This is a genomic window from Aeromonas bestiarum (genome assembly GCF_028751155.1).
Lineage (GTDB): Bacteria > Pseudomonadota > Gammaproteobacteria > Enterobacterales > Aeromonadaceae > Aeromonas > Aeromonas bestiarum.
The window spans coordinates 2,079,162-2,092,272 of the sequence record NZ_CP064746.1; the positions used below are offsets into that span (position 1 = coordinate 2,079,162).

A 13,111-nucleotide genomic window follows, 5' to 3' on the forward strand; every position below is an offset into this window, starting at 1 on the left:
CATCGCGGGGCCTTTTGATGGGGGCAGATGCGTGGGCTCAGGGCGCCAGATAGACGGTCTCGCCCTGAAACACCGTCTGCTCGATTCGGGTATCGGCGATCTGCTCCGGGGTGCCAGCCTCGACCAGGGCGAACAGATCCCTGTCAAGCACGATGAAGTCGGCCGACTTGCCCGCTTCGATGGAGCCGGTGATCTCCCCCTGACGTACCGCCCTGGCGCCATTGATGGTGTAGGCGGCCACTATTTCGGCGAGCGAGGTACGCTGGTTGGCGCGAAAATCCTCACCGCTTCCCGCCGCTTTGGCGATGCCGGCCGCCATGTTGACGAAGGGGCGGGGATCCCGGCTGTCCACGGGGGCATCGCTGCCCGCCACCAGGATGGCGCCCGCCTTGCGCGCACTTTCCACCGGATAGAGCGCATCGTGCAGATAGCCCAGGGGATCATACAGCGCCTCGCGCAAGGATTGTCCCGCGCGGGTGGGCTGGATGAAGGGCGTCACCAGCATGTCGTAGGCGAGCTGGGGCGTGGTCCAGGCGTAGGTGAAGGTGAGGTAGAGACCGAGCTCTCCCAGCCTTTTCTGATCGTCGGGGTGCACCACCTGCAGGTGAGCCAGGGTATGGGGGATCCCCTTGTCACCGTTGCTGGCGCGGGCGGCTTGCAGCGCATCCAGCGCCATCCGGGTGCTGCGATCGCCGATGCTGTGCATGTGAATGCTGAAACCGGCCCGATCGAGGGCGGTGACATAGTTTTTCAGGTCGGCGTCCCGGTAGTTGACGATGCCGTTGCTGCCCGCATCCTCGCTATCGGCCGTGATGGTCACCTGCTCGGTGGCGAGATCCATGGCCAGGTGCGGGTTCTGGTAGTTTTCCAGCATGCCCGCATTGGGCAGGAAGGGCGGGGCGGTAAAGGGATCCCCTTCCAGTACGCCATCGAGGAAGATCTTGACCGCATCGGCCTTGATCAGGGGATTGTCGGCAAAGGCGCTTCTGACCTGGCTGGCCTTGGCCAGGTGACCGGCTATGTCCAGTTTGCCGCTGTAGTCATCCTGGTGAAAACAGGTGGCCGCCGTGATGCGCATGTGCAGCAGCCCAAGCGACTGCATCTTGAGCAGCCGCTGACGGATGAAGTCGGTGGCGCAGGCATCCTGGATCCCCGTGATGCCACGGGAGGCCATCAGGGTAGAGATGGCGGGCAGGATCTTGTCGTACTGGCTGGCGGCCTGCTCATCGCTGGCGCTGAGCACCCCGGTGTCGGGTACCGGTATGGCGCTGCGGGCACCCTCCCGGATCACCCCGCTGGTCAGATCCACGTAGGGAATAAAGGCCTCGAACACCCCGCCCGGTGCCAGGGTCACACTGTTGAAACCCACGGTATTGCCATCTTCATCCTGCGCGCTGGCCAGCGCCTGCGAGTTATAGGCGCTGGCGTGTCCATCGGCCCCGAGCAGCACCACAGGGTTGTCCGGGGCCACGGCGTCCAGGGTGGCCAGCAGGGTAGCGTAGTTCGCAGTCGGGGTATTGCCGTCGTAGGGGGACCACTGATTGACCGCCAGCCACTCCCCCTTGGTGGGGGCGTAGCGAGGCAGACAGGTGCGGATCTTGTCGGCCAGCTGATCCAGCGTGACGCTCTGACCGTCCAGGTCGCACATATCCAGCGCCACAGTGCCGAGCAGGTGAATGTGGTTGTCGTGCAGGCCGGGCAGCACCATGCGACCCCTCAGATCCACGACCTTGCCATCCTTGCCCTGATAGGCCTCGGCCCCCTGGCGTGAGCCCACGTAGAGGAACTTGCCATCGGCGACCACCATGGCGTCGGCAACCCTGCGTTGCCCGTCCTGAGTGTGAATTGCGCCGTTGAGGTAGAGGGTTCGCTGCGCCTCTGGCCCCGTGCTCTCCTGATTGCAGCCGGTCAGCACTCCGGCCACCAGCAGCAGTGCGGCGCTTGTTGTCAACCTAAAACCTGATTGCTTGCCATCCATATGCCATTGCTCTCCTTGGTTATAATGCAGTCTTTACTGCAAATATGAGCACTCTTGTTTATTGCAGCTGTTGGGATAAAAGCCAGTAATTACTGAAAATATTCTTTTTGACTTATATTTTCCTTGTTTCATCATGTAGTTATAAAACCATGCCGCGACCAAGGTGAGGGAGAACCCATGTCAGAACAGCCGTTGCCCGCCGATCTCTGCATGCGGCGCCAACCCAGACAGCAGCGCAGCCAGGAGACGGTCACCCGGATCGAGCAGGCCACCCTGGCCCTGTTGCAGGAGCAGGGCTTTCCGGCGCTCAACACCAACGCCATCGCCACCCGGGCCGGGGTCGGCATCAAGTCGCTCTATCACCTGTTTCCCAACAAGGAGGCCATCATCTGTCGGCTGGCCATGGACTGGCTGGCGGCGGTGTGCGCGGCACAGGAGGCGATCCGCACCCAGGAGTGCGGCTTGCAGGAGACGCTGTTGCTGCTGGATCAGGCGCTGGACGCGCTGGATGCCCGTTTCGTCGGCTATGGGGCGCTGTGGCAGGCGATGGATCTCATTCCGGCACTGCACGAGGTGGAGCGGGTGCATGAGCGAGGCCAGATTGCCTTCTGGTCGGAGCGACTGCGCCATTTCGGCTGTCGTTGGCCCGAGCCCGCGTTGACGGCGCTGGTGCGTTATTTCTACCGGACGGCGGATGTGGTCAAGCAGAGTGCCAAGGAGCAGGGGTCAGAAGGCCAGCGGATGTGGCAGTTGCATCAGCAGTGGCTGGGGCAACTGCTGGCGGCGGCCATTGCCGAGCCCGACCCCGAGCGGGTGTGGCAGGCGGTGCCCAGGCTGCTGACGGATACCGCGGGCTGAGAGGGGGTCGAGAGACGGATATGAAGAGGGAGTGCCAGGCACTCCCTCTTGCATTTTCGACCTTGTAGCAGCCCCAGCCTCAGCCGTAGCGGGCCAGGGTCAGCCCCTCATCGCTGATGGTGGGCGTGTTGCCGCTGATGAGATCCGCCAGCAGCTGGCCCGAGCCTGCCGCCATGGTCCAGCCCAGGGTGCCGTGGCCTGTGTTGAGCCAGAGCCCAGGCACAGGGCTTGGGCCCACCAGCGGGGTGCCGTCCGGCGTCATGGGCCGCAGCCCGGTCCAGAACTCGGCCTGCTGTATGTCGCCCCCCTCGGGGAAGAGATCCCCCACCACCATGGCCAGGGTGTCGTAGCGTTTCGGGTTGAGCGCCAGGTTGAAACCCGACAGCTCCGCCATGCCGCCGACCCGGATCCGCTCATCGAAGCGGGTGATGGCCACTTTGTAGGTTTCATCCAGTACAGTACTGCGGGGCGCTGCATCACGGTTGGTCATCGGCAGGGTGAGGGAGTAACCCTTGACCGGGTAGACAGGCAGATCGAGCCCAAGCGGGCGCAGCAAGCCGGTGGCATAGCTGCCCAGCGCACAGACGATGGCATCGGCCTTGAAACGCTGCTCACCGGCCCGCACCGCGACGGCGCGTCCCTGAGCCAGTTCAATCTCGTCGATGGCGCAGTTGAAGACAAATTCCACCCCGAGTTTTTGTGCCTCGGCGGCCAGTGCCTTGGTGAAGCGGAAGCAGTCGCCGGTTTCATCACCCGGCAGGCGCAGGCCACCGACTATCTTGCCACGTACCCGTGTCAGCGCCGGCTCCACCCCCTCGCAACCGTTGGCATCCAGCGACTGGTAGGGCACGCCGTATTCTTCCAGCACCTCGATATCCCGTTTGCTGGCATCGAGCTGGATCTCGCTGCGAAACAGCTGCAGGGTGCCGAGCTGGCGCCCCTCGTAATCCAGCGCCAGCTCATCGCGCAGCCCCTTCATGCAGTCGCGGCTGTATTCGGCAAGGCGCACCATGCGCCCCTTGTTGATGGCATAGGCAGCCGGGGTGCAGTTGGCGAACATCTTCAGCATCCAGCGCAGCTGGAACGGGTCCGAGGTCGGGCGCACCGTGAAGGGGGCATGTTTTTGCAGCAGCCACTTGGCGGCCTTGAGGGGAATGCCGGGCGCCGCCCAGGGGGAGGCATAACCAGGGGAGATCTGACCGGCGTTGGCATGGCTGGTCTCCAGCGCCACCCCATCCCGTCGCTCCAGCAGGGTCACCTGATGACCCGCCTTGGCCAGATACCAGGCGCTGGCTACGCCAATCACGCCACCACCCAACACCACTATCTTCATCACTCCATCCTTGTCGTCATGCAGGCGCCACCGGCAGATCCTGCTGTTGTTATGAGGGCCAGCCAGCTCCCGTCGCTGCGATTGTTGCTCGCGGACAAGGAGGGGGGCCCAGCGCACATGCCACACGTTATCACCGGCAGCGTGATCGGCAAATTCACCCGTTTGAAAATGTGATTTATCACTACATTAACATTTATAGCCAGATGATAATGACGATTAATCACAATAATGTGATGTTTATGACTGTAGCAAGATGCGTTGATGGGGGCCTGGGGCTGGCTGGCGCCGCATTCACCCCATGATCGTCTGCGCGGCCAAGGTAAGGGGATTGTTAAATTTGTGCGCCCGATCGCAACGGCGATGCATGCCGCTTGTCGCCCCCAGCCGCCCCTGCCTAGAGTGGGTGGCGCATTGCATGGTGCATGCGCGTTTCACAGGCTCGCTCGTGTTAGACCACCACAGGAAAGGATGTGATGACCCGAACTGCTGACGCCCCATCCGGCTGGCCCACCGCCAGTCCCCACACACTGCCCTGGTATCTGCAAGATATAGTGCTGGTGTGCGACTTCCCTCGCCGCTGATCTCCCTGCGTTAACCCCACTTGTTTTCATTTCATATTGGTGACTGTCGCCAGGCGTTCGCGCGGCTGGTGCAAGGAGAAGATCATGCGTCGTATACCCGAACCGTTTCGTATCAAGATGGTCGAGCCCATCAAGCAGACCACAGGCGCCGAGCGCCGCACCGCCCTCGAGGCCGCAGGCTGGAACCCCTTCCTGCTGCTGGCCGAGGATGTCTATATCGACCTGCTGACCGACAGCGGCACGGGTGCCATGTCGGATCGCCAGTGGGCCGGCATCATGATGGGGGACGAAGCCTATGCAGGCAGCCGCAACTTCGTCGAACTGGAGCGCACAGTGCGCGAGTTGTTTGGCTACCAGCATGTGATGCCGACCCACCAGGGGCGCGGGGCCGAGCAGATCCTCTTCCCCGAGCTGGTCAAGCGCTGCCAGGGCAAGGCGCCTGTGTTCATCTCCAACTACCACTTCGACACCACCAAGGCCCATGTGGAGTTGGCCGGGGCGCGGGCCATCAACCTGCTCACCCCCAAGGCCCTCGACACCACGGCCCCTTATGCCTGGAAGGGGGATTTCGATCTGGGCCGTTTGGCTGACACCATAGAGACAGTGGGGGCCGACAACGTGGCCGCTGTCATCATCACTGTCACCTGCAACAGCGCCGGCGGCCAGCCGGTCTCCATGGCCAACATGCAGGCGGTCTCGGCACTGGCCCGCCGCCACCATATTCCTGTGGTGATAGATGCCGCCCGTTTCGCCGAAAACGCCTGGTTTATCAAGGAACGTGACCCGGCTTATGCCAACAGCAGCATCCAGGAGATAGTGCGTCAGATGTTTGCCCTGGGGGATATGTTCACCATGTCGGCCAAGAAGGACGGGCTGGTCAATATCGGGGGGCTGTGCTGCTTCAAGGAGGATCTCGACCTGTTCCGTGCGGTGCAGGTGCGCTGCGTGGCGATGGAGGGGTTCGTCACCTATGGCGGCCTCGCCGGTCGCGACATGGCGGCGCTGGCCATAGGCCTGCGCGAGGGGATGGATGAGGAGTATCTGACCTATCGCATCGGTCAGGTGGCCTATCTGGGCGAGCGGTTGGCCGAGGCGGGCATTCCCATCCAGACGCCGACCGGTGGTCATGCGGTCTTTGTGGATGCCAAGAAGCTGCTGCCCCACATTCCGGGGGAGCAGTTCCCGGCCCATGCCCTGGCCTGTGCGCTCTATCTGGAAGGGGGCGTGCGCGGGGTGGAGATAGGCTCCTTGCTGCTGGGGCGCGATCCCGCCACCGGCAAGCAGGAGGCGGCGGACTTTGAGCTGTTGCGCCTCACCATTCCGCGCCGGGTCTACACCCGGGATCACATGGACTATGTGGCCGACTGCCTCATTGCCGTCAAGGCGCGGGCTGGCGAGATCCGCGGTCTCACCTTCGACTACGAGCCGCCGCTGCTGCGCCACTTCACCGCGCGGCTCAAGCCGGTCTGACCGGCTGCCGGACTGCCGCCAAGTGGCCTGGTCACAACAAGACCCAATGAAAAAGCCCCCGCACCTTGGTGCGGGGGCTTTTTAACGTGAGCGTCTGAAGCGGATTACTGGCTGCTGAACAGCTTGGTCTGGGGACTGGACTGGGCGGTCAGGCTCATGCGGCCCGAGGTCTCCAGCCAGGACTTGATCCGCTTGGCATCCGCCACCCGTGAATTGGGGGTATCGGCATTGAGCAGCACCAGGATCACAGGCTCGCGGTTGATCTGGGTTGCCATCACCAGGCAGCGACCCGCCTCGCGAATGTAGCCCGTCTTGGAGAGGGTGACAGGCCAGCTGCCTTCACGCACCAGGCGGTTGGAATTGAGGTAGTGCAACTGGCGTTTGCCGTTGCGCACCATGCGCTCCTCGGTGGACGAGTACTGGCGAATGAGTGGGTAGGCGGAGGCGGCCGCCACCAGCTTGGCCAGATCATGGGCGCTGGAGACGTTGCGCGGGGTGAGGCCAGTGCTGTCCGCGAACTGGGTGCTCCACATGCCGAGCATGCGGGCCTTGGCATTCATCGCCTCGACAAAGGCGCGCTGGCCACCCGGGTAATTTCTGGCCAGGGCGGAAGCTGCACGGTTTTCCGACGACATCAGGGCTATGTGCAGCATGTCGGCCCGGCTCAGACGCGATCCGACCGCCAGCCGCGAGCCCGTGCCCTTGAGGCGATCCACGTCGGCCATGGTGACGGTCAGCGTCTCGGAGAGGCGCTGATTGGCATCGAGCACCACCAGCGCCGTCATCAGCTTGGTGATGGAGGCGATGGGCATGACCCGGTTGGCGTTGCGCTCGGACAGCACCTCGCCGGTGCGCGGATTGGCCACCACGAAGGCGGCCGAACTCAGGGCCAGATCGTTGCGTTGTTCCAGAAAGCTGTTGGGGGAGTGGGACTGGGCTGAAAACGGATTGGCCTGGGCGCTCTCCATGCTGACGGGAACGAGGAAGGCACCGAGCAACAGGGTAAGAAAAGGGCGAATAATCATGATTTGACGCTACCGTACGACTGACAGGGACATTTGGGTAAGTTATATGACGGTAATTGACGCTTCACAACGTCTAATGGCCTGATATTTCAATTTTATGGGATCTTGCGCCTTGAAATGCCCATGTTGACGGCCAAATGGCGACCCGATCCGGGAAATACCCAGCCATGAGCGAGTCTGATGGTCGTCAGCTTCACCCGTCATGGTGGCGCACTATATGCCTGTTATGGCCATGGGTTACCACTCTTTTTACGTCTTATTGCGCCTCCGGGGGCCTAACGGCCCGTTAATCCCCCTTGCCGCAGCGCAGGCGGCGCCCCCTGCGTTGAGAGATCCTGCATTTTCAGGCCTCTGTTGCGACTCGCATCAGCGCCGAGGGAGTGCGCTCGACAAAATAGTGCCAGACATGGTCATAGAGCGCCTGCTGGCCGGGAAAACTCACCACTTCCTTGGCCTCGGCCAGGGTGCACCAGCGATATTCGGTGTGCTCGTCATTGAGCCGCACCGGCTGGTTGGGTGGGCAATAGACCACAAAGATGGGCACCATCATCACGGTATTGGTGGCCGCCTCGTAAAACTGTTCCAGATATTGGCCGTTATAGAGCTCGGTGACGGCGATGCCTGTCTCCTCGCCAAACTCGCGCATTATGGTCTGCCAGCCGGTTTCCCCCGCCTCGACCGTGCCAGCCACATGGCACCAGAAGCCGCCCTTGACCCGCTTCATCAGCAGCATTTTTATCTGGCCGTCGATTTCCGATAACGCGACACCGGAGACGGCGTGACAGCGAATGGGGATCATGTGTGCACCTTGTCGTTGCTGGCTAAGGATCTGCATTATGGCGCAGAGAATAGACCATGAATATCCGTTATCGCCTGTCATTGGGCGGCGTGGATTGGCCGCCGGTATGGGCGGCCTCTGGATAAAAGATGGCGATCCGTCCGGCGAGGGGCCGCCGGGCCATCTGCCATGGCTCGTTATCCCCCCATGATGCGGGCGGTCTGAATGGCCTGGATCAGGGCGGCGCGGTTGATGCGGGGGCGCTCCTCGTCCAGCAGCCGTTGCCAGAGGGCGATGGCCTGAGAGTAGCGGCCGTGCAGGAAGTGATCGGCGGCGAGCAGCATCAGGGCGCTCACTTCCCCCTTGTCCAGTGCCAGGGCGGCGTCGAGCAGGCGGCGCGCCTCCGGGGTGAATTGCTGGCCCGCCTGGTAGTAGCGCACCGTAGCCTGGGCGGCCAGGGTGGCGGCGCTGGCGCCCCCTTCCAGCAGGGCCAGGCGCTGATAGGCGAGCCAGGCATCCTCGTATTCGTCCCGATACAGATACAACTGGCCGAGCTCGGCCCAGCCATCGAGATCCTGGGCGTTACTTTGCAGCCGCTGGTGGAGGGCGCCCAGCTCCTTGTCCTGCAGATCCCGCGGGCTCAATCCCGCCAGGGGATCGGGTCTATCCTGATACGCCTGCCATGCCTGATAGCGGTTTGTGCTGGAATAGACGCCGACGATCAGCGCCAGCAGCAGGGCGCCAAGCAGCAGCCAGGGCAGGGGGCGGCTTGCGGTGTGCGAGCTGGCCACCCGGGCGCGCAAGGCCTGCTCGGTGGCCGGAGTGGCGTTGGCGAGGCGGGCCAGCTCCAGCTCCCGGTAGAGGCGGCTGTGGGGGGCGAGTCCGGCCTGTTGCTCGGCCATGATGCGCCGGTTCAGCTCGGCCCTGGGATCCTGGGCGGGTTCTCCCTGCGGCTGATAGCCTAGCAAGGGCGCCTGCACCGGCTGTTTGCGCTGCAGGCTGGCGCGCAGGCGAGCAAGCGCCAGCAACAAGAGCAGGGCTGGTCCCCCCCACAGCAGCGCCGTGCTGGCCTTGAAGGGGGGAGCGTAGCGCACGAAGTCGCCGAAGCGACTGGTCATGCGGGCGATCACTTGTTCGTCGCTCTGCCCCTCATCCACCCAGCGGTAGACTTCGAGCCGCAGATCCCGGGCTATGGGGGAGTTGGATTCCACCAGGTTCTGGTTCTGGCACTGGGGGCAGCGCAGGGCACGGGCGAGATCCTGGGCGCGGCTCTGCAACTCGGGGTGCTGGAACTGATAGGTGTCGACGCCGCTGGCCAAGGCGCCCTGGCTCAGGGGCACGCCGAGTACCAGCAGGGCGCAGAGGATGATGAAGCCCTTCATGGTTTGCCCTCCTGGCGGGCGGCCTTAAGCTTTGGTACAAACTGGCGCTGCCAGATATCCGTGGTCAAGAGACCCGTGTGGCGGGTGAGCAGGGTGCCATCGGCGGCAAACAGATAGGTCTCCGGCGTGCCGTAGACGCCGAGCTCCAGCGCCAACTTGCCGTCCAGATCCGCCAGCACGGCGCGATAGGGGTTGCCTGCCTCCTCAAGCCAGGCGCGGGCAGCATCGCCCTTGTCTCTGTAGTTGAGGCCATAAAGGGGCACTGTCTTGGCCAGCTCGGCGAGCAGCGGGTGCTCGGCGCGGCAGTTGGGGCACCAGCTGGCCCAGACGTTGAGCACGAAGGGCTCCCCCTTGAGCGCCTCGGTATGGATGGGGTCGCCGCCAAACAAACTCTCGCTTTGCCAGGCCGGCAAACTGCGGCCCAGGGTCGCCTCATCCTGACTGTAAGGGTTGTTGCCAAGCCCCAGCCAGAGCAGGACGCCGAGGCACAGGGTCAGCAGCAGCGGCATGAAGAGACGCAGGCGGGCTCTCATGGCGCCTCCTTGGGGAGCAAGCCCGCGACTTGATGTGCAGCGGTCTGCGGTTGGGCTGCCAGCAACGGCTTGCGTCCCAGCAAACGCAGGGCGCCGCCCGCCATCATCAACAGGCCGCCGAGCCAGATCCAGCGCACCAGCGGCTTGTAGTGAAGGCGCATGGCGTACGCATCAGGCCCCATCTTCTCGCCGAGCACCACGTAGAGATCGCCAAACAGTCCCCCCTTGATGCCGGGTTCGTTCATGTTCATGGTGCGCACGCTGTAGTGGCGCCGCTCCGGGGTTAGCCTGGCCATCTCCCGGCCATCCTTGTGCACGCTGACAGTGATGCGCTCGGCCGTGTAGTTGGGGCCGATCAGCGGCTCGCTCCCCTCATAGCGAAATTCATGGGCGCCGAGCCGGTAGGGCGTATCCGGACTGAGCACTGTGCCCCCCTCCTGGCTATGGTGGCTCACCTGCGCTATGCCGAGGGCGCATACCGCCACCCCGAGGTGGGCCAGCAGGCTGCCGAGCCGGCTGGCACTCAGGTCGCGAGTCTTGAATGAGACATTGAGCAGCAGGCTCGCGATGAGCCAGAGGCTCACCATGTTGGCGATCAGGCTGCTCCAGCCTAGGGTTCCCTGCTCGCGATAACCGAGGCTGAGCAGGCCCCCCCCCAGCAGGCCGAGCAGGGGCGGCAGCAGCATCCGCAGGCGGGAAGATGTCATCAGCCCCTGCCAGCGCAGGCGCGGGATCTGGGTCATCAGCGCCATCAGCACCAGCGCCAGCGGCACGAAAACAGCGTTGAAATAGGGGGCACCGACCGAGAGCGAGCCCAGGTGCAGCGACTGGAACACCATGGGGTAGAAGGTGCCGAGCAGCACGCAGGCGCAGGCCACCGACAGCAGCAGTATGGTGGCGCCCAGCAGCCCCTCTTTTGACAGTAAGCCGAAGCGGGCGTAGGGGGCGCGGGTATCGGCCCGCAGCGCGAACAGGGTGAGGGCGCAGGTCAATAGCAGACCGAGCAGCAGCAACAGAGTGAGACCGCGATTGGGATCCACCGCGAAGGCGTGCACCGAGGTGAGCACCCCGGAGCGCACCACAAAGGTGCCGAGCAGGCTCAGCGAGAAGGTGAAGATGGAGAGCAGCAAGACGCCGTGGCCGTAGGCCCCACGCTTCTCGCAGACCACGAGGGCATGGAGCAGGGCAGTGCCGAGCAGCCAGGGCAGCAGGGAGGCATTTTCCACCGGATCCCAGAACCACCAGCCGCCCCAGCCGAGCTCGTAATAGGCCCACCAGGAGCCGAGTACGATACCGGCGGTGAGAAACACCCAGGAGCCGAGCGCCCAGGGGCGGCTCCAGTGGGCCACGGCGCCATCGAGCCGACCCGAGTGCAGCGCCGCCATGGCGAAGGCGAAGTTGACCGCAAAGCCGACGTAACCGAGATAGAGCAGAGGGGGGTGAATGATGAGGCCGATATCCTGCAGCATGGGATTGAGATCGCGCCCCTCCAGCGGTCCCGGGAACTGGCGGTCAAACGGGCTGGAGAAGATCAGGGTATAGAGGCCGAACAGCCCGACGATCAGCCCCATGATGGCCAATACCCGGGTGCGGATCAATGGATCGACCCGTGTCGAACAGAGCGCCACCAGGGCGCCCCACAGCCCCAGCGCAAACACGAAGAACAGCATGGAGCCCTCGTGGCCGCCCCACACGGCCGCCAGCTTGAAACCCATAGGCAGGGCGCTGTTGGCGTGCTGGGCCACATAGACCAGGGTAAAGTCATCGAGCCCGAAGCAACTGGCGAGCAGCAGCAGGGCGGCCCCGAGCAGGGCGGCATTGAGCAGTGCCAGCGGCTTGGCGCAGCCCAACAGAGCCGGGGAGGCGAGCCGCAGTCCCAGCCAGGGCAGGGTGCCTTGCAGCAGGGCGAGCCCGGTCGCCAGCAACAGTGAGAGATAGCCGAGCTCAGCCAGCACACAACCTCCAGGATCAATCTTTGATGTCATTCATGTCATGACACACACGCCGCGTCGTCTCCCTTTGGCGGGGAACATTGCCAAGCAACGGGTGTGGCATCACCAGAAATTCATTGGGCCAGCAACAAACAAACGCCAGTCGCCCGAGGGCGGCTGGCGCTTGTGACCTGTTTCTTATACCACCGTCATTTGGCCGGCATAGAGCACGAAGTAGCGCAGCAGCAGTATCCCCACCAGGGTCAGGCTGCAGACCAGCACCAGATAGCCGCTCTTTGCCCGCAGGGGCGCCGGGGCCAACAGGCCGACCAGCTGGGGCAGCAGCATGCCGATGCCCACCACCCCGAGCCAGAACACCTGGGCCCAGAAGCCGCTGCCGATGGCGGCCCACATCGCCACCTCCTTCTGGCCGCCCCCGAAGTAGAGACCGGTAAAGAAGCAGACCAGCAGCAGCACCTCCACCGCCAGCACCGGCCGCTCGAAGCGATGCACGAAGCTCACCCCCTGGCTGTGATAGTTCTCCTTGAACAGGGTGACCGCCAGCAAGATGGTGGAGGCGATGCCGGAGCTGATGCCGGAGACCAGAAACAGTACTGGCAGCACAGGGTTGTTCAACAGCGGATAGGTCTTGAGCGCCGAGAGCAGAAAGCCGGTGTAGGCCCCCAGCAGCACGGCGAGCAGCAGCAGCAGCGGTGCCAGCAGCTGCTCGAAGCGTGCCAGCAGGGCGATCAGCCCATCCACAAAGGCGAACTTCTCTTTCAGCAACCGGCTGCGAAGGGTCTCGATCTCGGTGCGAAATACCACCGCCAGCCAGGCAAACAGCACCGCCATGTAGACCTGGAACAGCATGACCCCCATCGACATCACTGAGTCGAACTGGTAGTGGAACATCAGCTTCCAGAAAGTCCAGGGGCGGGCCAGGTGGAAGATAAGGATCAGTAACCCCAGAACCACGCTCACCGGCGCCAGAATCGCAGTCGCCTTGATGATGCCGCTCTCGCTGCCGGCTCCCTTGCGGCGCAGCAGCACCGAGAGGCTGGTGGCACCGGCCGAGATGCCGAGCAGGAACAGATAGATGGCGATGGGCCAGTCCCAGACAAGGGAAGGGAAGTGAAATGCGTCATGCCACATGGTCATTCCCTCCATCTGTTACGGCCGGGGTAGATGGTGATGGGGCAAATCCCCACACCAGCGAGGGGAAGTGAAACGCCGCTTGCATCG

Annotated in this window: 10 protein-coding genes; 2 read left to right on the forward strand and 8 right to left on the reverse strand. The window is 63.6% G+C overall.

The window, feature by feature from the left end:
• Positions 1–37: 37 nt before the first annotated feature.
• Complete coding sequence (locus IU367_RS09690; protein WP_274454162.1) at positions 38–1,978, reverse strand: amidohydrolase; 1,941 nt, start codon at positions 1,976–1,978, stop codon at positions 38–40.
• A gap of 177 nt (positions 1,979–2,155) precedes the next feature.
• Here IU367_RS09690 and IU367_RS09695 point away from each other — a divergent pair, with 177 nt between their 5' ends.
• Positions 2,156–2,836, forward strand: a complete 681-nt coding sequence (locus IU367_RS09695) for a TetR/AcrR family transcriptional regulator (protein WP_274454163.1) — start codon at positions 2,156–2,158, stop codon at positions 2,834–2,836.
• Between the two features lie 79 nt (positions 2,837–2,915).
• On the opposite strand, the gene IU367_RS09700 is transcribed toward IU367_RS09695, so the two are convergent.
• Positions 2,916–4,169, reverse strand: coding sequence for a D-amino acid dehydrogenase (locus IU367_RS09700; RefSeq protein ID WP_274454164.1), 1,254 nt, complete (start codon positions 4,167–4,169; stop codon positions 2,916–2,918).
• A gap of 665 nt (positions 4,170–4,834) precedes the next feature.
• On the opposite strand from IU367_RS09700, the gene IU367_RS09705 reads away from it, so the two are divergent.
• The gene (locus IU367_RS09705) at positions 4,835–6,220 is read left to right on the forward strand and encodes a tryptophanase (protein ID WP_274454165.1); all 1,386 of its coding nucleotides are present in this window, start codon (positions 4,835–4,837) and stop codon (positions 6,218–6,220) included.
• A gap of 104 nt (positions 6,221–6,324) precedes the next feature.
• On the opposite strand, the gene pbpG is transcribed toward IU367_RS09705, so the two are convergent.
• The 6 genes from pbpG to nrfD all read right to left on the reverse strand — a co-directional run bounded on the left by pbpG (position 6,325) and on the right by nrfD (position 13,021).
• Positions 6,325–7,245, reverse strand: coding sequence for a D-alanyl-D-alanine endopeptidase (pbpG, locus tag IU367_RS09710; protein ID WP_043138942.1), 921 nt, complete (start codon positions 7,243–7,245; stop codon positions 6,325–6,327).
• A gap of 343 nt (positions 7,246–7,588) precedes the next feature.
• Positions 7,589–8,044, reverse strand: a complete 456-nt coding sequence (locus tag IU367_RS09715) for an NUDIX hydrolase (protein WP_274454167.1) — start codon at positions 8,042–8,044, stop codon at positions 7,589–7,591.
• Between the two features lie 176 nt (positions 8,045–8,220).
• Complete coding sequence (nrfF, locus tag IU367_RS09720; protein WP_274454168.1) at positions 8,221–9,405, reverse strand: heme lyase NrfEFG subunit NrfF; 1,185 nt, start codon at positions 9,403–9,405, stop codon at positions 8,221–8,223.
• The gene (locus IU367_RS09725; protein ID WP_274454169.1) at positions 9,402–9,938 is read right to left on the reverse strand and encodes a DsbE family thiol:disulfide interchange protein; all 537 of its coding nucleotides are present in this window, start codon (positions 9,936–9,938) and stop codon (positions 9,402–9,404) included. Before IU367_RS09725 ends, nrfF begins: the two co-directional genes overlap by 4 nt.
• A complete protein-coding gene (nrfE, locus tag IU367_RS09730) occupies positions 9,935–11,893 on the reverse strand; it encodes a heme lyase NrfEFG subunit NrfE (protein ID WP_274454170.1) in 1,959 nt (652 codons plus the stop codon). The genes IU367_RS09725 and nrfE overlap by 4 nt, the downstream gene beginning before the upstream one ends.
• A 174-nt stretch (positions 11,894–12,067) precedes the next feature.
• Entirely contained in the window at positions 12,068–13,021 is a 954-nt protein-coding gene (gene nrfD, locus IU367_RS09735) for a cytochrome c nitrite reductase subunit NrfD (protein ID WP_274454172.1), read from the reverse strand.
• Positions 13,022–13,111: the final 90 nt, after the last annotated feature.